This window comes from Carboxylicivirga sp. M1479 (assembly GCF_007097485.1).
GTDB lineage: Bacteria > Bacteroidota > Bacteroidia > Bacteroidales > Marinilabiliaceae > Carboxylicivirga.
This window is the reverse complement of the sequence record NZ_VKDE01000012.1, coordinates 1-25670: the sequence shown is the minus strand read 5'-3', so window position 1 is coordinate 25670 and position 25670 is coordinate 1. Positions and strand designations below refer to the sequence as shown.

Annotated in this window: 23 protein-coding genes; 10 read left to right on the top strand and 13 right to left on the bottom strand. The window is 38.0% G+C overall.

Annotation, left to right across the window (positions count from 1 at the left end):
- Positions 1-40: 40 nt before the first annotated feature.
- The 3 genes from FNN09_RS08835 to FNN09_RS08825 all read right to left on the bottom strand — a co-directional run bounded on the left by FNN09_RS08835 (position 41) and on the right by FNN09_RS08825 (position 3198).
- Entirely contained in the window at positions 41-1654 is a 1614-nt protein-coding gene (locus FNN09_RS08835) for a thiamine pyrophosphate-dependent enzyme (RefSeq protein ID WP_143301608.1), read from the bottom strand.
- A 109-nt stretch (positions 1655-1763) separates the two neighbouring features.
- A complete protein-coding gene (locus tag FNN09_RS08830) occupies positions 1764-2174 on the bottom strand; it encodes a secondary thiamine-phosphate synthase enzyme YjbQ (RefSeq protein WP_143301606.1) in 411 nt (136 codons plus the stop codon).
- A gap of 70 nt (positions 2175-2244) precedes the next feature.
- A complete protein-coding gene (locus tag FNN09_RS08825; protein WP_143301604.1) occupies positions 2245-3198 on the bottom strand; it encodes an NAD(P)-dependent oxidoreductase in 954 nt (317 codons plus the stop codon).
- A 144-nt stretch (positions 3199-3342) separates the two neighbouring features.
- On the opposite strand from FNN09_RS08825, the gene FNN09_RS08820 reads away from it, so the two are divergent.
- Positions 3343-3945, top strand: coding sequence for a Fic family protein (locus FNN09_RS08820; RefSeq protein ID WP_143301602.1), 603 nt, complete (start codon positions 3343-3345; stop codon positions 3943-3945).
- Here FNN09_RS08820 and FNN09_RS21120 read toward each other — a convergent pair.
- Entirely contained in the window at positions 3935-4087 is a 153-nt protein-coding gene (locus tag FNN09_RS21120) for a hypothetical protein (RefSeq protein WP_185968945.1), read from the bottom strand. The genes FNN09_RS08820 and FNN09_RS21120 overlap by 11 nt on opposite strands.
- A gap of 194 nt (positions 4088-4281) precedes the next feature.
- On the opposite strand from FNN09_RS21120, the gene FNN09_RS08815 reads away from it, so the two are divergent.
- The 6 genes from FNN09_RS08815 to FNN09_RS08790 all read left to right on the top strand — a co-directional run bounded on the left by FNN09_RS08815 (position 4282) and on the right by FNN09_RS08790 (position 11232).
- A complete protein-coding gene (locus tag FNN09_RS08815) occupies positions 4282-6726 on the top strand; it encodes a TonB-dependent receptor (protein WP_185968944.1) in 2445 nt (814 codons plus the stop codon).
- Between the two features lie 125 nt (positions 6727-6851).
- Positions 6852-8027: a response regulator gene (locus FNN09_RS08810; RefSeq protein ID WP_143301597.1), complete on the top strand. Its 1176-nt coding sequence runs from the start codon at positions 6852-6854 to the stop codon at positions 8025-8027.
- Positions 8028-8337: 310 nt separating this feature from the next.
- Complete coding sequence (gene queC, locus FNN09_RS08805; RefSeq protein ID WP_143301595.1) at positions 8338-9003, top strand: 7-cyano-7-deazaguanine synthase QueC; 666 nt, start codon at positions 8338-8340, stop codon at positions 9001-9003.
- A 17-nt stretch (positions 9004-9020) separates the two neighbouring features.
- Positions 9021-9878, top strand: coding sequence for a 7-carboxy-7-deazaguanine synthase QueE (locus FNN09_RS08800; protein WP_143301593.1), 858 nt, complete (start codon positions 9021-9023; stop codon positions 9876-9878).
- A gap of 69 nt (positions 9879-9947) precedes the next feature.
- Positions 9948-10301 (top strand): four helix bundle protein, encoded by a 354-nt coding sequence (locus tag FNN09_RS08795; protein ID WP_143301591.1) that lies wholly within the window; start codon positions 9948-9950, stop codon positions 10299-10301.
- A gap of 64 nt (positions 10302-10365) precedes the next feature.
- The gene (locus FNN09_RS08790) at positions 10366-11232 is read left to right on the top strand and encodes an NADPH-dependent 7-cyano-7-deazaguanine reductase QueF (RefSeq protein ID WP_255434074.1); all 867 of its coding nucleotides are present in this window, start codon (positions 10366-10368) and stop codon (positions 11230-11232) included.
- A gap of 65 nt (positions 11233-11297) precedes the next feature.
- Here FNN09_RS08790 and FNN09_RS08785 read toward each other — a convergent pair whose 3' ends face one another.
- Positions 11298-11804 carry a metallophosphoesterase gene (locus FNN09_RS08785; RefSeq protein WP_143301587.1) on the bottom strand — a complete coding sequence of 169 codons (507 nt, stop codon included), beginning with the start codon at positions 11802-11804 and terminating at the stop codon, positions 11298-11300.
- Positions 11805-11880: 76 nt separating this feature from the next.
- On the opposite strand from FNN09_RS08785, the gene ppk1 reads away from it, so the two are divergent.
- Positions 11881-13980, top strand: coding sequence for a polyphosphate kinase 1 (ppk1, locus tag FNN09_RS08780; RefSeq protein WP_143301585.1), 2100 nt, complete (start codon positions 11881-11883; stop codon positions 13978-13980).
- Positions 13981-13982: 2 nt separating this feature from the next.
- Positions 13983-14486 (top strand): histidine phosphatase family protein, encoded by a 504-nt coding sequence (locus FNN09_RS08775; protein ID WP_143301583.1) that lies wholly within the window; start codon positions 13983-13985, stop codon positions 14484-14486.
- A gap of 86 nt (positions 14487-14572) precedes the next feature.
- On the opposite strand, the gene FNN09_RS08770 is transcribed toward FNN09_RS08775, so the two are convergent.
- From FNN09_RS08770 to surE, 8 genes are all read right to left on the bottom strand, one after another.
- Positions 14573-15013: a hypothetical protein gene (locus FNN09_RS08770; protein ID WP_255434073.1), complete on the bottom strand. Its 441-nt coding sequence runs from the start codon at positions 15011-15013 to the stop codon at positions 14573-14575.
- A gap of 10 nt (positions 15014-15023) precedes the next feature.
- Positions 15024-16226, bottom strand: a complete 1203-nt coding sequence (mnmA, locus tag FNN09_RS08765; protein WP_185968943.1) for a tRNA 2-thiouridine(34) synthase MnmA — start codon at positions 16224-16226, stop codon at positions 15024-15026.
- Between the two features lie 566 nt (positions 16227-16792).
- The gene (gene dnaN, locus FNN09_RS08760) at positions 16793-17920 is read right to left on the bottom strand and encodes a DNA polymerase III subunit beta (protein WP_143301581.1); all 1128 of its coding nucleotides are present in this window, start codon (positions 17918-17920) and stop codon (positions 16793-16795) included.
- 202 nt (positions 17921-18122) lie between these two features.
- A complete protein-coding gene (gene gldG, locus FNN09_RS08755; protein WP_185968942.1) occupies positions 18123-19817 on the bottom strand; it encodes a gliding motility-associated ABC transporter substrate-binding protein GldG in 1695 nt (564 codons plus the stop codon).
- A 13-nt stretch (positions 19818-19830) separates the two neighbouring features.
- A complete protein-coding gene (gldF, locus tag FNN09_RS21115; protein WP_255434072.1) occupies positions 19831-20580 on the bottom strand; it encodes a gliding motility-associated ABC transporter permease subunit GldF in 750 nt (249 codons plus the stop codon).
- On the bottom strand, positions 20580-21737 hold the full coding sequence (gene lpxB, locus FNN09_RS08750; protein ID WP_143301579.1) for a lipid-A-disaccharide synthase: 1158 nt from the start codon (positions 21735-21737) through the stop codon (positions 20580-20582). The genes gldF and lpxB overlap by 1 nt, the downstream gene beginning before the upstream one ends.
- Before the next feature lie 17 nt (positions 21738-21754).
- Complete coding sequence (locus FNN09_RS08745) at positions 21755-22051, bottom strand: hypothetical protein (protein ID WP_143301577.1); 297 nt, start codon at positions 22049-22051, stop codon at positions 21755-21757.
- Complete coding sequence (gene surE, locus FNN09_RS08740; protein ID WP_255434071.1) at positions 22041-22814, bottom strand: 5'/3'-nucleotidase SurE; 774 nt, start codon at positions 22812-22814, stop codon at positions 22041-22043. Before surE ends, FNN09_RS08745 begins: the two co-directional genes overlap by 11 nt.
- A gap of 245 nt (positions 22815-23059) precedes the next feature.
- Here surE and pheT point away from each other — a divergent pair, with 245 nt between their 5' ends.
- On the top strand, positions 23060-25513 hold the full coding sequence (pheT, locus tag FNN09_RS08735; protein ID WP_143301573.1) for a phenylalanine--tRNA ligase subunit beta: 2454 nt from the start codon (positions 23060-23062) through the stop codon (positions 25511-25513).
- Positions 25514-25670: the final 157 nt, after the last annotated feature.

Sequence of the window (25670 nt, the reverse complement as noted above, 5' to 3'; positions counted from 1 at the left end):
TGTTGCTCAGTACACTATGCGCAAAGCACCGTGCACTGTTTTACAATCCTAATTCTTTAACTTTCATCACCAAACTCTTGTTGCGTAAGGTTTGAATACACTGACGACGTGGAATAATTACCGAAACACCATCATATTCAAACTCTTCTTTGATGATGTTAACCATATCATCAAGATTGGCTGCTGTTGGTTTAAATACACGGATATGATCAGGCTCTACACCTAATCCTTCGATAATCTGCTCCAAGTGACCTAAAGCTTGTGAATCCTGACCACCAGTCATACCCGTCGTGTAGTTATCAGATAAAATAACTGTTATTGGAGTTCCTTCGTTAACGGCATCTAACAAACCTGTCATACCAGAGTGAGTAAACGTAGAGTCACCAATAACGGCAACAGCAGGCACTAATCCAGCATCCGCAGCTCCTTTAGCCATGGTAATTGATGCACCCATATCAACACAAGAGTTAACTGCATTATATGGAGGTAAAGCACCTAAAGTATAACACCCAATATCAGCAAAAACACGACCCGCGCCATATGGTTCCAAAGCAATATTCAATGCCTGGTAAGCATCAATATGGCCACAACCCTTACACATAGCTGGCGGGCGAGATGCCATCAGATCAGGAATGTCTGCTCCTTCTTCGAATGGGAAGCCTAAAGCATTGGCTACAATATTTGGTGTTAACTCACCATCGCGAGGCAAAGTACCATCTAAACGACCAGTAATTGGCGTTCCTGCTTCCTGATATCCCTTTAACAGTTCTTCAATAACCGGATAACCATCTTCCAACACCATAATTTTATCACACTCGGCCACCATGCGCTCAATATCTTTACGAGGCATTGGGTATTGCGATAACTTTAATACTGGATGAGTTAATTCTCTTTCCTGAAAATTCTCCATCAGGTAATTGTGCGCGATACCACACGCTATAATCCCTAAAGAGCGATCAGGGCCATCGGTATATGAATTGTAAGGAGACTCCATTGAAATTTTCTCCAAATCAGGACGCGTCTCAATCAGTTTCTTATAATTTCTACGGGCAATAGATGGCAGAAGTACGAATTGAGTAGGATCCTTTGGTAAGCTTACTTCGCGCTCTGCTAACAATTCTTTACGCACTACACCAGCACGCGAGTGAGCCAAACGTGTAGTAATGCGAATCATCACAGGCACATTAAACTTCTCTGACATTTCGAAAGCTGCATATGTCATATCGTAAGCTTCCTGCTGGTTAACAGGCTCTAAAATCGGAATCATGGCAAACTTAGCGTACACACGACTATCTTGCTCATTTTGGCTGGAGTGCATCGAAGGGTCATCGGCTGCAACCACAACAAATCCACCATTTACACCTGTAATGGCAGCATTGATAAAGGCATCAGCAGCAACATTTAAGCCTACATGTTTCATACATGTCATGGCACGCTTACCAGCGTAAGCCATACCTAATGCAGACTCCATGGCCGTTTTCTCATTACTTGACCATTTACTGTGTATCTTACGATCTTTCGCAATTTTACTATCCTGAATATATTCAGTAATCTCTGTAGATGGCGTTCCTGGGTAAGCATAAACACCTGATAATCCGGCATCAATAGCTCCCTGAGCAATCGCCTCATCTCCTAACAATAATAACTTTTGCATTGTGCTAATTTGGTTTTATATTATTACTTGTTTGCTTCAAATCGCAAGTAACAAATAACCAAAGCCTTTAATTATGACATTTATCAAGACTTACAATTTGTAACTATTCTTAATAATAGATTGTAAGCACCAGACTTCTGGAACCGCCATAATTCCTAAATTCGCATAAATAGATTCCTTGCCAAATTCCAAGATTTAAGCTCCCATTGCAAATAGGAATAGTAACAGAACTTCCCATTAGTGATGCCTTTACATGTGCAGGCATATCGTCATCTCCCTCCAGAGTATGCTTGTAATCAGGATCATTCTCAGGAACCAGCTTATTAAGAATTGTTTCAAAATCCTCGCGAACAGTATAATCGGCATTTTCGTTAATGCTTAAACCAGCCGACGAATGCTTGATAAACACATTTAACATCCCTTGCCTTGGTAGGCGTGGCAAAGCACTAATTATCTCATTTGTTATTAAATGGAAACCTCTACTAAATTTAGGCAAACTAATCTCAACTTGTTCTATCACAATATCAACACATTAAAAGCCATTACAAATCAACACACAATGCTCCTATTACAAACACACTCTCAAAAAATTAGTTTACTTGATTAGGCGGTGTTGCTCCCTCAAAAAATGTTTTAACATTTAACGCCACCAAGCCAGACATCTCTTCACGCGCCTCATGCGTTCCTGATCCCAAATGAGGCATTAATACCACATTAGTCAATTCTCGTAAAGCATTAGGAATTGTTGGTTCACTATCAAACACATCCAGACCTGCTCCTGCAATTCCCTTATTTTCTAAAGCCTCTATCAATGCTTCCTCATCAACAACAGGGCCACGAGCGGTATTAATTAAAATGCCACTAGACTTCATCATCTGCAACTGCTGTTTACCAATCATCTGTTTTGTTTCAGGTGTAAGTGGCATGTTCAGCGAAACCACATCTGATGTTTGCAGCAATTCATCCAATGGTAGGTATTTGGCATTTAGCTTTGCTTCAACAGCTGTATCCACTTTTTTACGATTGTGATACACTATAGACATGCCAGACGCCACCGCCCTACGAGCTAAAGCTTTTCCAATTGCTCCCATTCCAACAATACCTAGCTGCTTACCCACTAATGTCGTACTCAAATTGCGCATTACCCCCCATTGCAAGTCTTCTTTATTCTTCAGTATCCGATTCATCTCCCCCATGCGCCTTGCAACAGAAATCATCAAGCCCATCGCCAATTCAGCCGTTGGTTCTGTTACTGGATTTGGACTATTGGTAACCACAATACCCTTTGCATTCGCATGTACCATATCAACATTATCATATCCAGCACCAAAGTTGGCAATCATCTTTAACTTGGGTGCAGCATCAATCACATCATTACTTAGCTTGTTTCCAAAAACAGAAACGATGGCATCAACGTCCTTTACTTTCTCCAACAACTCTTCCTGTGTAAAGGCTTCTTTTTGAGGATAAACTATTTCCCAACCTGATAATATTTGCTCAAATGGCTTTAAAGGTACGGCCAACATTATGAGTACTTTCTTCATGATCTTTATGTATAAAATTAGACTAATCTTTTATGAAGGCTAAAGATAGAATCATTCTTTATCAAAGCCAATATGACTTTCTCCCTTGCTAAATTTCGTTTTTACTCCTAATTTGTTCATCCAACTGTACTAATCAATTATTTCATGCCTTACCTTCATTCGAAATACGAGGTACCTGGCGATGATAGCCAACACGAAGTTTTGCCCAACCTGCTTGGCATTACATCAATTAAAGCTATTCATAAGGTGGAGTTTGAAGGTTTTTTAAAAGCCCAGTATTTACTTATTGATGAGCTAACAACCCACACTGTTTTTAATTTCGAATACATCAAACACATCCATCAGTTATCGCTCTTGAAAGTGTATGATTTTGCTGGACAGTTTAGAACAGTAAATATGACTAAAGGTGGCTTTTTGTTTCCAACAGCTAAATTTCTACCTACTATCTGTCATGATTTTGATGAACAGATACTTCAAAAACTACCAAACCATTACGACAACAAGGAAAAACTAATCGCCGATATTGCTAAAGTGCATGCCGAATTATTATTTATCCATCCATTTAGAGAGGCTAATGGGCGTGTGGCAAGAGTTTTAGCAAACATGATGGCGATAAAGCAGGGTTATGATTTTTTAGACTTTTATAAAATAACACAACGCCAATTCGAAGAATACATCATGGCTGTGCAGAGTGCGGCGGATCAAAATTATCAACCCATGACTAAAATTATAAGTGCTATTTTCTAAGATCTTCTTTGATACGGCCAACCATATTTTTTATTTCTTCTTCATCGAAATGTATACCCTCTATCTGAAAAGAAACAAGCATTGAGTCGAGTATTTTACTAAATCGCTCATCAGCATTTATTAAGGAAGGATGGATGTCCATAATTTTTTTCTCCATATAGTAAAGATACGAAAAATCAATAACTCACGTTAATATAGAAGCAAAGGATTAGGCTTAAAAAGATATTTTTCAGAACCATAATTCCTTTCTATTTTTACAACAGCAGATTGATGTCATCAAAGCACTTTTTTGAGCTCTTTATCACACACCCTGCAACACTAAAAATGCTATTGACTGTGAGAAAAATCCTCTATCTATTTATTATCATTTTTGCCATGCTATTGCAGCAACCAATGTTGGGGCAAAACCACATTCAAATAAAAGGCCTTATTACCGATAGCCTAAAGGAAGTCATTCCATTTGCAAACATCAGCGTAATTGATGGCACGAATGGTGGCGTTAGCGATGATAAAGGGCAATTTTCATTTTCAAGTAAGCAAAAACTACCTTTTCAACTACAAGCCTCGTCAGTAGGCTACCACACAGCTACAATTGATGTCACAAGTCAGCAACAAGCGCAAAATTTAAAAATCGTATTATCGCAAAAACACGAGAGCTTAGGCCAAGTAGATATTGAAGGACAAGTAAGCGACCAGTCTTTTTCAAAAATTGATCCCAAACTAGTGAACCGATTGCCTGATGCTGGAGGCGGTAATATTGAAGCCTTAGTCAAGAGTCAAATGGGGGTTTCATCCAATAACGAATTGAGTTCACAATATCGAGTACGAGGTGGAAACTACGACGAAAACCTGGTGTATGTTAATGACATAGAAATATACCGCCCTTTCCTGATTCGCTCGGGCCAGCAAGAAGGCTTGAGCTTTGTTAGTCCTAACCTTATTTCTTCGCTTAAATTTTCTCCTGGTGGATTTGAAGCACAATATGGCGACAAAATGTCGTCGGTATTAGATGTAAAATATAAGCAACCACAACAACTTAGCGGGAGTGTTAGCGCCAGTCTTTTGGGGGCATCAGGACACATTGAGGGCAGTTCAAAAGATCAGCGATTTACCGCCATTACAGGGGTGCGATACAAAACCAATAAATACCTACTAGGTACGCTTGATGTCAGTGGAGATTACAATCCGAGCTTTTTTGATGCTCAAACATTTCTGACCTATCGACTTTCTGACCATTGGCAACTCGAAGCTTTGGGCTACTATTCACAAAATAATTACAACTTCATTCCTGTAGATCGCGAAACAGCTTTTGGCACCATCAACGAAGCCAAAAAGCTTAAAATATACTTTGAAGGAGAAGAAAAAGACCTTTTTCAAACTGGTTTAGGTGCTGTTTCATTAAAATTTGCACCAGGTAGCAATAACCAGTATAAATTTACGGCAATGGCTTATCGTACGTTTGAAGAAGTAACCTACGATATTGTTGGACAGTATTGGTTGCAAAATATCGAAAACTTGGATGGATCAACACCTAACCCACAGGAGGATGGCATAGAAAACATTGGTGTAGGCACCAACCTGGAGCATGCACGAAATCAACTGTTCGGAAATATTCAGAATATGGCATTTCAGGGCAAGCACCAACTAGACAAACACCTATTGTCGTGGGAGGTAAAATATCAACACGAATATTTTAAAGATTTCATAAACGAATGGGAGATGCGCGATTCGGCAGGCTACTCCCTCCCATACTCAGACAAGGAAGTAAAACTCGTGTACTCCTATAATGCAGATCTTGAAACCAGTAGCAACCGCTTTACTTCGTACATTCAGGATGAGTTTAAGATTGATACAGACAATGGTTTTCTATTAATCAACGCAGGCATTAGAGCTAGTTATTGGGATTTTAACAATGAGTTTTTGCTGAGTCCAAGAGTGAATGTACTACTTCACCCTAATACGAACGCTACCACACGCTATCGCTTTGCTGCAGGACTCTACAACCAAAGTCCGTTGTACCGCGAAATGCGAACGCCCGAGGGCACTATCAATGAAAATATTAAAGCTCAAAAATCACTGCAGCTCGTTGGGGGACTCGATCATATCTTTGAAGCGATGGATAGGCAGTTCACATTTACCACTGAAGCATATTATAAACACATGACTGATCTCAACCCCTATCAGGTTGATAATGTACGCATCCGCTACTCGGGCAATAACAATGCTAAGGGTTATGCCGCAGGAGTAGATTTTAAAATCAACGGCGAATTTGTAAAAGGAGTCGAGTCATGGGCTAATTTATCCATTATGAAAACAGAAGAGGACATATTGGATGATTATTACATAGAAACAGATGAGGATGGCAACGAAACAGTTGTCTATCCAGGCTATATACCGCGCCCATCTGATCAACGTGTGTCTCTATCGGTATTTTTTCAAGATTATTTGCCCAACAACCCTACTTTCAGAGTTAATCTGAACCTACTGTATTCAACTGGTTTGCCATTTGGCCCACCGCAGTCTCCGCGCTATATGGCTGTACACCGTATGCCTGCGTATAGAAGGGTTGATATCGGCTTCGCCAAAGAACTTACCAAATGGTTTAATAAGAACAACACTATCGTGAAAGATTGCTGGATCGGGCTCGAAGTTTTTAACCTTTTCGACATAAGCAATACCATCTCCTATTTTTGGGTAAGGGACATTCATAACAGACAATATGCCGTACCTAATTATCTTACATCAAGAAGAATAAATCTTAAACTTAGCGCTCATTTTTAATTAAGAATTGGCATTTATAATTAAAGGCATAAATTAGTTACTCAGTATAAGGCAACAAAACAGAACTTTCATCCGTTTTTTACGTAACTAAACTAATAGAAACATTTTTTTGGTATTTTTAATAAATGACTCAGTTCAACCCTAACATATTACTCGTCGACGATTCCGCTGTTAACCTTGAAATCCTTAAGGAGGCACTTTCTCGCTACAACACAACTACAGCTACCAATGGCGATGAGGCTATGGAAATTGCATTTTCAAGAAATAAACCAGACCTAATTTTATTAGATGTGGTAATGCCGGGCATGAACGGTTACGAAGTATGCAGCATTCTTAAAAGCAACGACCTATCTAAAGACATACCAATTATATTTATTACGGGTCAGAATGATGCAGAAAGCATTTTAAGAGGTTTTGAAGCAGGCGCTATTGATTACATTACTAAACCATTTAACATCATGGAGCTAAAGGCGCGTGTTAAAACACAGCTCTCCATAAAAATGGCTCGCGACCAAAACCAAAGACTCATTAATAAAATAAGAACGGTTAACAAAAAACTAACCGACAGTATTGAGTACGCAAAGAAAATTCAGAATGCCAGTTTACCAAGTCAGGATTACCTTAACAAAGTACTACCCGAACATTTTATAATGCTTAGACCGCGCGACATTGTAAGTGGCGATTTTTACTGGGTGGAACAAACAGGTAATGAACTAATAATAGTAGCAGCCGATTGCACGGGACATGGTGTACCAGGTGCATTCATGAGTATGTTTGGAGTTGCCTACCTACACGAAATTGTTGGCAAAAACGGCATCACACAGCCTGCTGAGATAATTAACGAATTACGCCGTATTGTTATCGAATCATTAAAACAAGACGAAAATAGCGAAGTTAAAGACGGCATGGATATCAGTGTTATAAAAATTGACAAAACAGCACAAACCATCGATTTTGCTGGTGCGTTTAACGACATGCTATTAATTCGCAATAAGGAAATGCAAATCTATCAGGCCGATCACATGCCTGTATCCATAGGCGAAGTAAATAAGCCTTATACGAATCATACTATTCCCTATAAAAAAGATGATTGTGTCTACCTTTATTCCGACGGCTACCCATCACAATTCGGAGGCCCCAACGACAAAAAACTAATGCAAAAAGGTTTCAGAAGCCTGCTTCTCGAAAATCATCAACACCCAATGCCACAGCAAGGCGATATTTACAATAACTTTTTTGATATGTGGAAAGGTATTAACGACCAAATTGATGATGTACTAGTAATGGGACTGCGACTATAATAATATAGCATAGAAAGTTCTACGAACAATATTTCGCGATTTTTTAAGAGCTAATTACTTTTTAATCAATATCCTTTCTCTCACTCTTTGTATTTTTTTATTACTTTTGTGCCACAATTGAACACTTCTAATGTGCAGAGCCTTTATTAGTTGTTTACTTGTAATTATTTAACACTGACAGTTCGCAACCATCCTGTCATAAAACAAAACTAGGAAATAGTACTTCGTTATTAAGTTGACAGGCAAACTACTTGCGTGTCATGTCCTGTCTTGTTTTTCAAATGTTTGCAACTGTATAATCATTGTAGTAATGAAAAAAGCAGTCGTATTATTATCAGGGGGTCTAGACTCAGCCGTAGCATTATATTTAGCTAAAAGTGAAGGCTATGAGTGCCATGCGCTTTCTTTTGACTATGGTCAACGACACAATCGTGAACTAGAAGCCGCCAAAGCCATAGCTATAAAAGCAGGTGTAACAAACCACCAACTGGTATCGCTTAAACTTGATAAATGGGGAGGCTCATCATTAACCGACAATTCTATACAAGTAGAAGATGGAGATGTTAATAGAGACGATATTCCTGTTACCTACGTACCTGCTCGAAACATGGTTTTCCTTTCTGTTGCAGCTTCTCTAGCCGAAGCAATTGGAGCTCAGGATATATTTATTGGTGTTAGCGAAGTTGATTACTCTGGCTATGTCGATTGTCGTCAGGAGTTTATCGACAGCATGGAAAATGCCATTAACATGGGAACTGTTATGGGTGCTGAAAAAAATCAACCCATCAAAATACACGCTCCGTTTGTCAATAAAACGAAAGCAGAAGAAATTAAAATCGGAAAAAAACTAAATGTTGATTTTGGTTTAACATGGAGTTGCTACCGAGGTGGAGAAAAACCGTGTGGCACATGCGACAGTTGCTTATTAAGAGCCAAAGCATTTGCTGAAGCTGGTGTTGTGGATACTGCATTATAAAAACAGAGGAGTAGAAAATGGAGAAGTTGATTCTGGCGAAAGAAGGGGTGTTCCCTGTAACAAAAGACTGGCACGGTGGGCTGTTAGAAGATACACCTAAAACCGGATTACAAATTGCAGGAACCATACAGGGCGAAGGCAAACTGGCAGGTGTTCCGTCATTGTTCATACGATTATCGGGCTGCAACCTGCGTTGCATCTGGCAAATGGAAGACGGCACTTATTCGCGCTGTGATACACGCTATGCTTCATTCCAGCCTAATGAAACAATTGAATTGGAGGTTGATCAAGTAGTTGATTGGGTCAAGCACAACATCGGAAATATCAAGCATGTAGTGATTACCGGTGGCGAACCTTTACTACAACGCAGAGGTGTTGCCGACTTGTGCCAAAAGCTGAAAGAACAGCTGAATGTGCACATCACGGTTGAATCCAATGGTTCTATCTTCGATGAAGAAGTGGCAAAAGGAGTGGATTTATTCAGCATTTCACCAAAGCTGAGCAACTCAGTACCAAGCCCTGAAAAACTGGCGATCTTTGGCCTGAAAGAAAATGCTGTGTTTAAAAAGCACAATCAAAAAAGACTAAACATTGAAGCCCTGCAATCATATATCGATCTGGCCAATAGCAGCAACAAAGAGCTTCAGTTAAAATTTGTGGTAGGCAGAAAAAATGATTTTAAAGAGATCCTCTCTGATTTTATCAATCAATTGAATAATTGCAAACCAAGCGATATTTTACTGATGCCACTGGGTGCCACTAAAGTTGAAATATCGCGCTCCGCTCCTATGGTATTAGATATGGCCATTGCCAATGGATGGCGTTTTAGCCCAAGGGTACATATTGAGTTGTTTGGATCTAAATCGGGTGTGTAATGAATAATGGTTAATGGTTAATTAAAATAATTTCTTAATTTGAATACATTAATCCACAAGTCGTTAACTATGAAAAACATTGTCAAAGAAAAGAGTTTTGCATTTGCAGTTGAGATCGTCAATTTATGTCGCGGATTACAGGAACAAAAAGAATTTACATTATCAAAACAGTTGATTCGCTCTGGGACTGCTGTTGGTGCTCTCATTCGTGAAGCAGAACATGCTGAAAGTAAAAAAGACTTTATCCATAAATTCGCGATTGCTCAAAAGGAATGTAACGAAACGCTTTATTGGCTGGAATTACTTGACGCTACAAACTATATACCTGAAACTACCTTTAACAAACTAGAAAATAACGCAACAGAACTATTAAAACTCATTACCTCCATCATAAAAAGCAGTAAAGCAAAGCTCAAAAATTAATCATTCACATTTCATCATTGACAATTAACAATTCATAATTAACCATTTTTAATTCACATTTATTTTGGAAGACAAATTCTTAGGCAAGCAAGTTGACTACCCGCAAAGCTACGCACCTGAAATGCTAGTGGCTGTACCACGCTATTTAAACCGAGAAAAATACCATCTTAGCAACGATCAACTACCATTTATTGGCTTTGATAGTTGGCATGCCTATGAACTAAGCTTTCTAACAAAAAAAGGACTTCCTGTAACTGGATTGCTTAAAATTGTATACCCAGCCACTAACCCAAGTATTGTAGAGAGTAAATCTTTAAAACTCTACCTTAACTCCTTTAACATGCATCGCTTTGGCACGAGCGCTAAAGAAGGATTAGACCTGGTACTGTCAACCATAAAAAAAGATTTAGACAAGCTATTGGAAACAGATGTTAATCTAGGTTTTTTTAATGCTGAAAACGACGATGCCCAGTTTGATTTCGATAATTACACCATACTAGAGCAATCAAAAAATGTGGATGAAATAGAATTTGTTCACTTTAATGAAAACCCTCAATTACTAACTCCATCCAATAAAAAAGGCGAACTAAAAGTAGCCTCGCACCTACTACGGAGCAATTGCAAAATTACGAACCAACCCGATTGGGGAAGCGTTTATATTCATATCAATGGAGATGCCCTCCCCGATTTAGATGGTTTGTTGCAATACATTGTTTCAATACGCAACGAAAACCATTTTCATGAAGAAATATGTGAAATGATTTACAAACGATTGTGGGACACTTATTCTCCCAACGAATTGGCCGTTAGTTGTATTTATACACGTCGTGGCGGCATTGACATTTGCCCTGTGAGAGTGAGTCATCAGCATTTATTGCCAAGCAAACTGATTAGCTCAGATATTTTATCGAGCAAGTTACTTCGACAATAGCCTTATTTATCAAATTGGTTTTCGAATTCAATGCAGCTTCAACTATTCTTTAGTGTTGGTAAATTCTATTTCTTACTAGTTTTAGGTCCCAACTCAATCACTTCCATATCTTTAATTTCCTTACCATCGATCACAAATCGAAGAGCAGTTCGCACAGCATGAAAACCTGAAATTCCGCTAGCGCCAGGGTTTAGGTGTAATAAGTTTAAATCTTTATCGTACATGACCTTTAATATGTGCGAATGACCTGAAATAAATATCTTTGGCGGCTTATCAAACAACTTTCGCTTCACTAATGGATCGTATTTTCCCGGATATCCCCCAATATGGGTCATCCAAACATCAACATCCTCACAGGTAAATCGCTCATGCTCTTTTAGTTCTTGTCGGATATCACGACCATCGATATTCCCATAAACTGCACGTACTTTTTTTACTTTTCGTAATTTATCCAACACGCGAATATCACCAACATCGCCTGCGTGCCAAATCTCATCTACATATTTAAATAACTCTATAATACGCTCATCCATATACGAATGAGTATCTGAAATCAATCCAATTTTGGTCATACGAATTTTAAATGTCTAAAATCATTGTCAAATCTACCCTATTTTTGATATTTTTAAGCAACCAAGATTCCAAGCAATGCCTATTGATCAGCAATTTTTTAACAGGGATATTAGTTGGCTTTCTTTTAATCATCGTGTATTAGAAGAGGCCAAAGATACCAGTTTACCTTTATTTGAACGACTAAAGTTCTTAGCCATCTATTCAAACAATTTAGATGAGTTCTATAAAGTTAGAGTTGCTGAATACAGAAATGCCACCCTACTGCCAGAAGGATATCCTGATATTCCAGATGCTGATCAAATTTTAGAACAGATAAATGCTATTGTAGGACAGCACTGGATAGAATACAGTAAGATTTTTAAGGGAGATATATTGCCCTTGATGGAAAAAAATGGCATTACTCTGCACTTGGAAAGCTACTCGACAAAAAAAGAACACACTGAGTTTATTCACAACTTTTTTCATACCGAGCTAATCCCTTGCTGCCAACCGGTAGTTCTTAACAAAGGTACTCGCAGTTTTATGCGCGACAACCGTTTGTATCTGGCGGTTAAACTATATCGTAAACGAAAAAAGAAAGATAAAAAACACAAGAAAAGGCGTGCCAGATATGCACTCATTAAGGTACCAACCAATGATCACAAACGCTTTATTGAACTTCCTCAGGTAGATGATCAGTATCATTACATGTTTTTAGATGATGCCATAAGGTTTGGCTTGCCCGAATTATTTCCAGGCTACGATGTGGTTGGGAGCTGGGGTGTTAAGATTGCTCGTAACGCCGATTTAGGTATTGAAGATGAATTCTGGGGCGATTTAGTGGAGAAGATTAGAAAAAATCTTGCCCTCAGAAAAACAGGTACACCTGCAGGTCTTTATCACGACAGGTCCATTCCCGCCGATGTTTTGAGTTTTTTAATGAAGTCCTTTGATATCAAACCCATCGAATTAGTTGAGACAGGTAGTTATCAAAATCTGCATGATTTTTTCTCTCTACCGAACCCCTATGCACCTAAACTTGAGTGGCAAGGACCTCCGCCCATTAAACCTTTTGAATTAGAAGAAGCAGGCTCAATGTTTGAAGCCATTAAGCGTAAAGAACGAGTTTTACACTACCCCTATCACTCTTTCGACTATGTGATACAATTCTTACGCGAAGCGGCAACTGACGAAAAGGTGGATGAGATTAAAGTAACGCAGTATAGAGTTGCTAGTAACTCCGAAGTAGTTGGAGCCCTAATATTTGCAGCCCACAACAAGAAAAAAGTAACTGTTTTTGTTGAAGTAAAGGCTCGGTTCGACGAAGCTAATAATCTGTACTTTGCCAAGCAAATGGAAAAGGCTGGCATCAAAATAATTTATAGCATTCCAGGCCTTAAAGTACATGCAAAAATGGCATTGGCAATACGTCGTTCCAATGGAGTTCGCAAGCGCTCATTTGCCTATTTAAGCACTGGTAACTTTAACGAAAAAACGGCACGCTCCTACGCCGACCATGGTTTTTTCACCTGTAACGATGCCTATCTGGATGACATGGAAGGGTTGTTTAAGTATTTGGAAGATCAGAATAACAAACCTAAACTCAATAAACTTTTAATAACGCAAATTAACTTGCGAAAAGGCATTATGAATCGCATCAACAGGGAGATAGAACTTGCTCAGAATGGCAAAAAAGGCTATATCTTACTGAAGATGAATGGAATTCAAAACAAAAACCTGATCAGTAAATTATATGAAGCCAGTCAGGCAGGTGTAAAAGTAGACTTAATAGTACGCGGCATTTGCTGCCTGGTGCCTGAACAAAGTTATAGCGAAAATATTCGTGTGGTTCGTTTGGTGGATAGTTATTTAGAACATGCACGAATTTGGGTTTTTGGTAATGATAATAATACCGAGATGTTTTTATCGTCGGCCGATTGGCTCAATAGAAATATAAACAGAAGAATAGAAACAGCTTTCCCTATTGAGCAGGAAGAGTTGAAGTCTGAGATTTTAACCATATTGGAAATGCAGTTGCGTGATAATGTAAAAGTTAGGAAAATAGATCAGAATCTGAATAACATTAGAATTCCAACGTGTGCTCAGCCACTTAGGGCGCAACAAGCCTCGTACAATTATTTAGCTGAGCTTGACAACATTATTCGAAAGAAGAAGTCTGCAAAAAAAACAGATTAATTATGAAAACTCTCATATTAGCACGCCATGCCAAAACAGAACAAATTGGTTTTATGAGTTCAAAATCGGATTTTGAGCGTGAATTATTGCCAAGAGGTTATTCCGATTCAATATTGGTAGCAGAAAGCATGAAATCGAAACGCATTAAGCCCAACCTTCTTATTACTAGTAAAGCGTGTAGAGCTGAGCAAACCACCGAACGCTTTGCCAATAATCTAGGTATTGAACCATCAAACATCGTGCATGAACAGTTCCTTTACGATGGCTATACAACCTCTCAATTAATTGACTACTTGGCCCAATACGACGATCATCATGAAACAATTATGATTATTGGACACAACCCAGAAATAGCAATGATGGCTATTAATTTCACAGATAGCGATTACCTTCATTTCCCAACCACTGGCACCATTTCTATCTCTTTTAACACCGATAAATGGAGTGAAATTAATGCTAGAGAGGGTAAAATAGAATGGTTTGTGAGTCCTAAAATGCTCAAATAACATTAGTGCATCATAGGATTATCACATAATGCTTACCCATTTATAAACAAAGAAAAATGCCATTCTGGATTGAATGCCATTGTGTATTATAGTGGTCGCTTTAACTTAAATCTTATTCGAAGCACTCCATCGCCAAAACTCGTTGATCCCAACAGAAACTGTCCAACTTCACTCGTATTTTTCACATGCTCACCAATGCATGGACAAGCATCATAATCGCCAACACGCACAATTCGAACTTGCTCTCCACTCGCATCTGGCAATTTTTCAAGATCAAATAAACGACTTGCTTCTTTACGCTCCAATATTTCTTCAGTAACATTCAAATGCAGCGCCAATGTTTCATTCACTTGTTTTTCAATGGCTAACTCTTCAGTCTTAGTTAAGGACCTTTGAAATCGATAGTCACATTTTGATTTCTTTCGTTCTAAATGATTGGAGAAAGAACGATTACAAGCAAACATCTGAACCATGGTTTGATTAAGTACGTGCTCTGCTGTATGCATTTCAGGATTATATGCTTTCATCGGGGCTCACTTAAGATATAACACCTGAACCAATTAATTCGTCATCCTTATACCATGCCGCAAACTGCCCTGCAGTAATACCACGTTGAGGCTCATCAAATACTAAAAATAATCCATTAGCACGACGATGCAATACGCCTTTTTGCAAAGGTTGACGATACCTGATTCGTAAATTTAAACGACGTGATTCTCCAATTTCCATGGCCATATCACTTCTAACCCAATGAATTTCATCAGGTAATACACGTAGTACTTTACGAAACAATCCTGGATGCTGCTTACCCATGCCCGCATAAACCTGGTTAAAGTCCACGTTGGTTCCTATGATAAATAATGGCTCAGGAAAACCTCCAATATTTAAACCTTTGCGCTGACCGATGGTATAAAAATGAGCACCATTATGATCGCCTATTTTCTTACCGTATTTTGGATGAAAGGCATAGGGCTGAGAAAGAATTTCTAAATCTTCATCTTTTGGATTTTCTCCTTCACATAAGCGCCAATCACGATTGAATAGATCACTGTCATTATCAACTATAAAAACACGCCCTTTTTTAGGCTCAAGCTTTTGCTGTAAAAATACAGGCAAATCAACTTTACCCACAAAACAGATTCCTTGCGAATCTTTTTTGTGTGCCGTAATCAGGTTAAGTTCATTGGCAATTCGCCTCACCTCAGGTTTTACAATATCGCCTATGGGAAATAAAGCCTTCTCCAATTGCGCCTGACTTAACTGGCATAAAAAATAACTCTGATCCTTATTATCATCACTACCCGCTAGTAAGCGGTGTACTTCTACTCCATTCTCTTCTACTGTTTCTTTACGACAATAATGCCCAGTAGCCACATAATCTGCACCTAACTCCATGGCTTTATCCATGAATACATCAAACTTAATCTCGCGATTACATAAAACATCAGGATTGGGTGTTCGCCCTCTTTCATACTCGGCAAACATATAGTCAACCACGCGCTGACGATAAAAATCACTTAAATCAACGGTGTGAAATGGAATATCTAATTTCATGGCTACCGCCTGAGCATCAAACTGATCATCTAACCATGGGCAATCGGACTTTAGAACACCTGTTGTGTCATGCCAATTTTTCATAAACAAGCCTATCACTTCATACCCTTGCTCCTTTAATACATAAGCAGCAACACTTGAATCAACACCTCCTGACAGACCTATTACGACTTTCTTCTTTTGCATTTTCACCTTTCTATTTAGTGCTATTAAGCGCACAAAAATACATTTTTTTATTGAGTTGATGACCTATCAAATATTCTACCAACTATTTTGATTTCAATAGAGAAACCAAAAAAAATGGATTAACAGGAAAAGTTAATGTTTCGGGATCAATGTTGTCCTAATTATTTTTATCAATTGGGCTATCCGCCCAAACCGGACTTACTTTTTGTTCTTGATCACAAAAACTAAGGAAAAAAGATCAAGGCTACTTTTTAAATAACTTTCTTATTTATCTCAAACTTAAGTGCGGCCGGGTGATCTTCGAACAAGTTCTCAGCTTCCCGGTCTCTCTAAAGCTTTTGATAAAACGTAAGCGATTTAAAAGAGAGGCCATAGTGCACAGCGTTCAAAAATACCCAAGCTTAAAAAAACCACATATAAACAACTTAATTTGAAACAATTGCATTCATATCAAAAAAAACCTTTAGGACAATATTGTTTCGAGATCAATCTTTTTCAATTATCAAAAAAATAAAAAAGCCGCTATAGAATAAACTACAGCGGCCCAACTTTATATTTTAGCTTAGCTATACGTTAATCATCATTGGCATTAACAACATAAGCTCTTCTTCATTTTCTCCGTTTTCAAATGGTAACAAAATACCAGCTCTTGATGGGTCTGATAATTCGAGAATAACATCTGTAGAGTTTAAATTATCAAGTATATCTGCTAAGAAACCCGACTTAAAACCTATTTCCATTTCATCACCTTCGTATTGACAGCTTAAACGCTCATGAGCCGAAATACTAAAGTCAATATCTTGAGCCGAAACAATCATTTCTCCAGCTGTCATTTTCAACTTAACCAAATTACTTGCCTGGTTAGAGAAAATAGAAACACGACCTAGGGTGTTATGAAATTCGCTACGATCAATTATTACTTTATAGGGGTTATCCTGTGGGATAACAGCATTATAGCTAGGATAATTACCTTCAACTAAGCGGCATACTAATTTATAGTTAGGCAAAGTAAAAAAGGCATTTTTATCATCAAACTCAATGGCAACCTCACCGCTTTCTTTTGGTAATACATTCTTTAATAATCCTGCTGGCTTTTTAGGCAAAATAAACGATGCAGAAAAATCTGTTTTAGCATCTAAACGACGATACCTTACTAACTTGTGTGAATCAGAAGCCACAAAAGTCATATTATCGGGCGACAACTCCACTAAAATACCGTTCATTACAGGGCGTAATTCATCATCTGCTGTAGCAAACAACGTTTTATTAACACCTGACTCCAATAGTCCAACTTCTACCTGTAGACTTGAACTTTTATCAGCATCTAACTGCGGCAATTTAGGAAAATCAGCTCCGTTTTGACCAACAATACTAAACTTACCTTTTTCGGTCACAATATTAACACCGAAAGAGTCCATGTCAATATCGAAATTCAAAGGTTGCTCAGGGAACTTCTTAAGTGTTTCCAATAATATGCGCGATGGCAGAGCAATAATACCCTCTCCGTCTGAATTATCAATATCCAACGAAGTTACCATTGTAACTTCAAGGTCAGAAGCCGTCAATACCAGTTTATTGTCTTTTAAGTCGAATAAAAAATTATCGAGGATTGGTAATGTACTTTTATTACTAATTACACGACTGATAGCTTGAAGGTGGGATAGTAATTCAGTACTGGAAACAACAAATTTCATACGTTCTTTCAGTTAATAGTTTTTATCAAATATATCAAAAAAACAGCTAATTACATGCTTTATGCATCCTTAACAGATGCCTAATAACATACTTTGCAAGATACAAAAAAACACTACTGCTCAAAATGGCGTTTTCGTTATCTTTTCATGAGTTATTAACAATTACCTCATTTTCATCAAAGCACTTATTTTCAATAAGGTATCATTTACCAAATCGACGGTAGCGAACATACACAAACAATGCACTTGCCAATAGAACCAAAATAATTGGCAATCCGAGATTTAACCACTTCCACCAATTAGTTCCATCCGCTAGCTTTTTCTTATCCAGTAAGCGCAAGGTTAAATGACGCCCTCGTAACTCCATCCAACCTTCATCATCACATAAGTAATTAACGGCATTCACAATAAAATCCTTATTGCCAAAAACTTGCATAGTACCTTCATCATATCCCAAACGTTCGATTTGCGGATTAGAATGCTTAAAGCGCACCATATTTCGAATAATATCGCCATCAGCCACAACAATCATGCGAGTGGGTATGCTTTGCGTTTTAACGCTTTCTACATTAGATAAACCCGAGGGTATTTGTCTATTGGCAAATACAGAAGTAAAAACGCCCGTTTGCGAAACGGCCACTGCTTGATGCGAAACTGAAAAATCCTGTTGTCGCGGCTTTTGATTAACACTTGCCATGCTAATGAAAACAGGCGTTTGGTTAACCTTAGTATATTGTGAAGTTCGCAATAGAACGTGTCTGTCAATGCTAAGATTTGCTCCAACAGTATCAATTGTACTGGTAAATTCGCCCCTTACCAAATTGGTATTTCTGGTTACCGGATGATTTTGAGCTGTTCCTAACAAAGGACTATACAACCAAGGCATTGGCACCAGTTGCGGTTGCCCTTGTGGCTTTGCATTCATTAAAATGCGTCCCGACTGAACATCCTCAACCAACACTGGGTTGACACGTATCCCATATTTAAATAATTGATCATCGAGGTTAACATCGTTGTAAAGACCTAATGTTTGAGGTGCTCTACGCAAGCTATCCAGGGTTACATTAACAGCGTCAAGCAAGTATAAAAGTCGGCCACCATTCATTAAATACTGGTCGATAACAAATTTATCCTTCTCTGAAAAAGCTTGAGATGGCTTCGCAATGATCACAGCTTTGTAGGAATTTAAGATAGAAGCATCATTTCCAATCTGTCCTCTATCCACCTGGTAATAGGACGATAATGCATCCGTTGCTTCAATCACATCTAATTCGTCCAATTCTCCATGCCCTTCCAAAAATGCTATTTTCGGTTTCTCATTCGTCAATAGTTTTTTGAACGCATTTGTTAATTTATACTCCAAACTTTCAATGGAAATATTAAGATTTTCAGAACCACTTCTCGATGGTAAATTATCCAATAAATTAACACCAACTACACGCTCGTGATAATAAACCACTGCATATGGAAAAACATAAGACTGAATCTGACGACCATCTTCGCCGTTCTCAAAAACTGTTTGAGGCTCAAAACCAAACTCTGCCAATTCCTTCAGTAGCTGTTTTTTCTCTTCAGCAACACCTTTATCAGTATTGATAAATTCGAACTGCATCTGATTCCCTGCATGAGCTTTTAACTCCTGCAACATTTCCCTTGTAGCAGTGGACAAACGCCTGAATCCTGGATTCAATTCTCCTTCTAAATAAACCTTAACATACAGGTCCGAAGAAATATCTTCCATAAAATGCTTGGTAGCATCAGTTAAGGTATATCGTTTTTCTGATGTTAAATCAATCCGAAAAAACACTTGATGACTTAACCACGAAAGAGCTGCTAAACCCAAGAGAAGAACAGCCAATTGAACTAACTTATTCGGATGATTTGTACTTATCTTCATAATAAACTGGCTATTAACGCTTGTGACGCAATATGGAAAGCTTGGTTAAAAATAAAAAGAAATAGACGAGCGACGATAAATGCACGATATCACGAATATCAATAACTCCCCGACTTAATGAACTGTAATGGCTATCAATTCCGAGGTAAATAATTAAATCGCGTTGCGAACGCATGGATGGCAATTCTGCCAACAAGTCAAATCCCGAATACAGCATAAACGACAACAAAACAGCAATTACAAATGCAATAATTTGGTTATCGGTTATGGATGATGCAAACACACCAATAGCCACATAAACAGCAGCTAAAAAAAATAAGCCAATATAAGATCCCCAGGTTGCTCCCATATCTAAATTACCAATGGGATTACCTAACTGATATACAGAATAAACATAAATTAATGTTGGCAATAAACTAATAACCACCACTACCAAACCAGCCAAAAACTTACCGAATACTATTTGCATCTCTGAAACAGGCCTCGTTAAAAGTAAGTCGAGTGTTCCCATTCTTTTTTCATCGGCAAATAAGCGCATACATACAGCTGGCACAAGAAACAAATACACCCAAGGTGCTATGTAAAAAAGTGATTCGAGGGTGGCATAACCTCCGTACAAAATATTAAACTCGTTAGGTATTACCCACAAAAACAAACCCGTTAGCAGTAAAAAAACAGATACAACCAAAGCGCCTGTGATAGAACTAAAGAAAGAGGTTATCTCTCGTTTAAAAATAGCTAACATATTACCTACATATTTCATTAATTATCAACAGCATTGTATTTTCCATCTTGAGCTAACGAATTTAACATCAACTGCACAGTGCGAGAACTCGATCCTGGCCCACCCATGCGCTCATGTAACTCATTATAATCAATTAGCATTTCCTTTCTTCTGGCACTTTCATCGAGTAATAATCGCAATTCATTTTCTAATTTTTCAATCGAAAAATCCTTTTGAAATAACTCTAATACTGCCTCTTTGTCAAGCACCAAATTAACCAAAGATATATACGGTACCTTTATCAATATTTTTTTAGCAATAAAGTCAGTGAACGCACCGCCCCACATTTTGTAGCAAACCACTTGAGGACAATTAAGCAAGGCCGTTTCTAAAGTTGCTGTACCTGAAGTTACCATGGCGGCACGAGCCTGTTGTAACAATTCATAGGTTTGACCCGATACAACAGCCACATCCTTATTTTCAATAAATGAATCATACTCACTAACTTCAAACGATGGAGCTCCAGCAATTACAAACTGATACTCTGGAAATTTATCAACAAGCTGAAGCATGTCGGGTAAATTATATGAGATCTCTCCCTTTCGGCTTCCAGCCAACAAGGCCACTTTTGGACGATTATCCAAGTGATTACGAGAAACAAAATCTTCAAATGTCTCATCTTTGTTTGCCCTATTATCGATTGCATCCAATACTGGGTTACCACTATATTGCACCTCTACACCATGCTTTTGAAAAAAAGTTGTTTCAAAAGGTAGGATTGTAAACATCCGATCGACATTGGCTTTAACTTTTTTGACCCTTTTTTGATTCCAGGCCCACAACTTTGGCGATATATAGTAATAAACCAAAATATTGTGCTCATGGGCAAACTTGGCCATACGCAAATTAAATCCAGCATAATCAACCAATATCAGCACATCAGGTTTGTAGGCCAATAAATCATCCTGACAAAGTTTGAAATTCCTCTTGATTGAGCGTAGGTTCATTAACACATCCCACAGGCCCATAACAGCGGTATCCTTATAATGTCGTACAAGTGTTCCGCCTTGTTGTTGCATTAAATCGCCGCCCCAATACCGAAAATCATAATCTGCATCCTGCTCCTTAAAAGCTTTCATTAAATTTGATGCATGTAAATCGCCCGATGCCTCTCCAGCAATGATGTAATAACGCATATTGTTGTTTATTCCTATTAAACTAATAACCTAAATGCGATAACAATAATCGCATAAATAATGGTGGATGTTACAATGCCGCGTGCAGCCAATAAGCGCTCTTTATTAATTGCGATTAAGAACACTACTAAATTTGGCAGAACACTAATACTTAGCAATTTTCCGATACTTCCTATTTGAACCATTTGGTGCAAGAATGGCAAAAATCCTAATTCGCCCCGATACAGAAAATAATACAAAGCAAAGGACATAATAATGGGCAGCAATACACCAATTAACATACCAATAAAAAGCTTATTACACTTACAGTTCATAGTTTTGCTCCTTTAGGTATGGTAGTAAATTGTAGTTTGTTGCATCTAAATGACAAGGTACAATGGAAGCATATCCTTTATCCAGCACGTATTCATCTGTATCCTTAGCTTCGGGCTCGAGGTTTTGAAAGTGACCAGTTAACCAAAAATAATCTCTTCCGCGAGGATCTTTCCTTTGCTCAAACTCCTCAACCCATTTTCCTTTACTTTGTCTAACAACCTTTGATCCTTTTATTGGGGTAACATCAGGTACATTAACGTTAAGAAAAGTGCCGATAGGTAATTTATCATTCAATACTGACTGCACTACATGTTCGGCCACCTTAATAGCTTCTGTAAAGTCAGCATCGTGTCGATAATTCAATAACGAAAAACCAACTGCGGGTATTTGATTCAATGCCCCCTCTCTAGCGGCTCCAACCGTACCGGAGTAATGCAAACTAATACTTGAGTTTGTACCATGATTAATTCCAGACACCAATAAATCGGGCTTACGGTCAAGTAAAACGTTAATAGCCAATTTCACACAATCAACGGGTGTACCATTAACTTTATACAGTTGCAAGCCGTCTCTTTCTTTTACCAATTTAGCATACAATGGTGTTTTAACAGTAATCGCATGCGACATACCCGAGTATGACTCATTGGGTGCCACAATAACAACATCACCTATCGTTTTCAACATCTTCACCAAAGACTCTAAGCCACTTGCTTTGATACCATCGTCGTTTGTTACAAGTATCAGAGGTCTTTTATTCTCCATGTTTGTCATATCCTTGTTCATAATATGTTCAAAGATATGTATTCGTAAGCTAAGCGACAAAAGCACCACTTTTTATAATTGATGAGTACATTACTTTACTCTAAAAGCTAAGTTATTACTAAAATCAAACTTCATTTTTTCGTTATTCGAAATCTAATTAACTACTTTTGTTTGCTCTTTTTTAAAGGAGTACAATGATGTACAATGCATCTCTTTGATGTTCAACCTATAATTATTTTAGACGAATGAATATTTCATACAATTGGCTAAAAAACTACCTCAATATTGATTTAGCACCCGAAAAAGTATCAGAAATTCTAACTGACATAGGCCTTGAAGTTGGGGGCATAGAAGAAATTCAATCAATTAAAGGTGGATTAGAAGGCCTTGTAATTGGTGAAGTTTTAAGCTGTGAAAAACATGCCAACGCTGACAAGCTAAGTGTTACAACAGTTAATATTGGTGGAGATGAGCCATTGCCAATTGTTTGTGGCGCTCCTAATGTAGCCGCAGGGCAAAAAGTAGTTGTAGCAACTGTAGGTACTATTTTATATAGTGGTGATGAAAGCTTTACAATTAAAAAATCTAAAATAAGAGGTGAACAGTCGATGGGTATGATTTGTGCCGAGGATGAAATTGGCCTTGGATCAAGTCACGATGGCATAATGGTATTACCTAATGATGTTACTGTTGGCACTTTGGCAAAAGACTATTTCAAGGTAGAAAACGACACAAGTATTGAAATTGACTTAACGCCTAACCGCGTAGATGGTTCGTCGCATTATGGTGTAGCACGTGATTTAGCCGCCTATTTAAAGCAACATCAAAATAATGTAGAGCTAACGCTACCATCGGTAGATGCATTCAATATTGAAAACAACAACTACCCCATAAAAGTAAGTGTTGAAAACACAGAGGCCTGTCCGCGATACTGTGGTGTTACCATCAGCGATGTTACTATTAAAGAATCGCCAGAATGGTTGCAGACAAAACTAAAGTCCATTGGCCTTAGTCCAATCAATAATGTTGTAGATGTTACCAATTTTGTATTACACGAACTTGGTCAGCCTCTTCACGCATTTGATGGCGATCAAATTATCGGAGATGAAGTAATTGTAAAAACATTAGCCGAAGGAAGCCAATTTCAAACGCTTGATGAAGTTGAAAGAGAACTTTCAGATCAGGATTTAATGATTTGCAACACAGAAGGTGGTATGTGCATTGCAGGTGTTTTTGGCGGCATTAAAAGTGGAGTAAGTGAAAAAACAACTAAACTATTTTTGGAAAGCGCCTATTTCAACCCAGTTTGGGTTCGAAAAACAGCCAAACGCCACACATTAAGCACCGACGCGAGTTTCAGATTCGAGCGTGGCGTAGATCCTGAAATGACTATACACGCTCTAAAAAGAGCTGCTCTATTAATAAAAGATGTTGCAGGTGGCACTATATCAAGCGAGATCACTGATATTTATCCTGAAAAAGTAGAACCTTTTAAAGTTGATGTTACCTACAGAAACATTGCGAGGTTGATTGGTAAAGATCTATCGAACGATACCGTTAAAAGCATTTTAGCAGCGCTTGACATTGAGATCACCAATGAAACAGAAGAAGGCTTATCATTATTGGTTCCTCCGTATAGAGTTGATGTGCAACGCGAAGCTGACATAATAGAAGAAATTCTTCGAATTTATGGCTACAACAATGTTGAGATGCCAGCATCGGTTAATAGCACCATTGTTTACTCTCAAAAGCCTGACGATCATAAATCAAAAAACATAATCGCTAACCAACTAACGGCTCAAGGTTTTAGCGAAATTATGTGCAACTCGCTTACAAAATCGGCTTACTACGAAAACTTAGAATCGTACCCTCGCAATGCAGTTGTTGAGCTAGCCAATCCTTTAAGTAATGACTTAAATGGTATGCGCCAAACATTGCTATTCGGTGGTCTCGAATCAATAAGCCATAATGTAAACAGACGCAATAGTGACTTGAAATTCTTTGAATTTGGTAACTCATACCATTACAAAGCTGAGAGTGACAAAACTGATTTAAATAGTTATAATGAAGAGCAATGCCTATCATTATTCATGGTTGGTAATCAAAACGCAGTTAACTGGAATACCCCAGAACAAAAGGTAAGTTTCTTCAGCTTGAAAAATCAAATTGAAAACATTCTATTGCGCGTTGGGCTTTCATTTAATGATTTTAATGAAGAAGAAACTAAATCAGATCTATTTGCAGAAGGACTTAGTTTAACACAGGGTGATAAATCTGTAATTGACTTTGGTGTTGTTCATGCTAAAATTTTAAAAGATTTTGACATAGACACACCTGTTTACTTCGCTGAAATTAAGTGGAATGTAATACTTAAAAAAAGTAGTAAGAAGAGCGTTATTTTTACGGAAATATCAAAATTCCCTGAAGTAAAAAGAGACTTAGCGCTTGTATTAAATAAAGAAGTGAAGTTTGAGCAAGTGAAGCAAATTGCTCAGAAAACAGAAAAAAAGCTTCTAAAACGAATCTCGTTATTTGATGTATTTGAAGGAGATAAGTTAGGTACTGGCAAAAAATCATATGCTGTTAGCTTTATCCTTCAGGATGAAACAAAAACATTAAACGACAAGCAGATTGATAAAATTATGAAAAAAATGATGAGCAACTACGAACGAGAACTAGGGGCTGTCATTAGAAAATAAGACATTTTTAATTGTAAAAAGAAAGAGGGTGTCCAAAATTACGGCATCCTCTTTTTTTATGTTTTAAAATTGAATCGCGTTTGTTAATATGCTATACCGCTGAGAGGCTGTAGTTGAGCTGGTATTTTGTTTTAAAGCTAGATATGGAGGCTATTAT

Excerpts from the sequence above, each read along its gene's own strand:
- FNN09_RS08835 (WP_143301608.1), bottom strand. The coding sequence starts at position 1,654 with ATGCAAAAGTTATTATTGTTAGGAGATGAGGCGATTGCTCAGGGAGCT.
- FNN09_RS08825 (WP_143301604.1), bottom strand. The coding sequence starts at position 3,198 with ATGAAGAAAGTACTCATAATGTTGGCCGTACCTTTAAAGCCATTTGAG.
- FNN09_RS08820 (WP_143301602.1), top strand. The coding sequence starts at position 3,343 with ATGCCTTACCTTCATTCGAAATACGAGGTACCTGGCGATGATAGCCAA.
- FNN09_RS21120 (WP_185968945.1), bottom strand. The coding sequence starts at position 4,087 with ATGGACATCCATCCTTCCTTAATAAATGCTGATGAGCGATTTAGTAAA.
- FNN09_RS08810 (WP_143301597.1), top strand. The coding sequence starts at position 6,852 with ATGACTCAGTTCAACCCTAACATATTACTCGTCGACGATTCCGCTGTT.
- queC (WP_143301595.1), top strand. The coding sequence starts at position 8,338 with ATGAAAAAAGCAGTCGTATTATTATCAGGGGGTCTAGACTCAGCCGTA.
- FNN09_RS08800 (WP_143301593.1), top strand. The coding sequence starts at position 9,021 with ATGGAGAAGTTGATTCTGGCGAAAGAAGGGGTGTTCCCTGTAACAAAA.
- FNN09_RS08795 (WP_143301591.1), top strand. The coding sequence starts at position 9,948 with ATGAAAAACATTGTCAAAGAAAAGAGTTTTGCATTTGCAGTTGAGATC.
- FNN09_RS08785 (WP_143301587.1), bottom strand. The coding sequence starts at position 11,804 with ATGACCAAAATTGGATTGATTTCAGATACTCATTCGTATATGGATGAG.
- ppk1 (WP_143301585.1), top strand. The coding sequence starts at position 11,881 with ATGCCTATTGATCAGCAATTTTTTAACAGGGATATTAGTTGGCTTTCT.
- FNN09_RS08775 (WP_143301583.1), top strand. The coding sequence starts at position 13,983 with ATGAAAACTCTCATATTAGCACGCCATGCCAAAACAGAACAAATTGGT.
- FNN09_RS08770 (WP_255434073.1), bottom strand. The coding sequence starts at position 15,013 with ATGAAAGCATATAATCCTGAAATGCATACAGCAGAGCACGTACTTAAT.
- mnmA (WP_185968943.1), bottom strand. The coding sequence starts at position 16,226 with ATGCAAAAGAAGAAAGTCGTAATAGGTCTGTCAGGAGGTGTTGATTCA.
- dnaN (WP_143301581.1), bottom strand. The coding sequence starts at position 17,920 with ATGAAATTTGTTGTTTCCAGTACTGAATTACTATCCCACCTTCAAGCT.
- gldG (WP_185968942.1), bottom strand. The coding sequence starts at position 19,817 with ATGAAGATAAGTACAAATCATCCGAATAAGTTAGTTCAATTGGCTGTT.
- gldF (WP_255434072.1), bottom strand. The coding sequence starts at position 20,580 with ATGAAATATGTAGGTAATATGTTAGCTATTTTTAAACGAGAGATAACC.
- lpxB (WP_143301579.1), bottom strand. The coding sequence starts at position 21,737 with ATGCGTTATTACATCATTGCTGGAGAGGCATCGGGCGATTTACATGCA.
- FNN09_RS08745 (WP_143301577.1), bottom strand. The coding sequence starts at position 22,051 with ATGAACTGTAAGTGTAATAAGCTTTTTATTGGTATGTTAATTGGTGTA.
- surE (WP_255434071.1), bottom strand. The coding sequence starts at position 22,814 with ATGGAGAATAAAAGACCTCTGATACTTGTAACAAACGACGATGGTATC.
- pheT (WP_143301573.1), top strand. The coding sequence starts at position 23,060 with ATGAATATTTCATACAATTGGCTAAAAAACTACCTCAATATTGATTTA.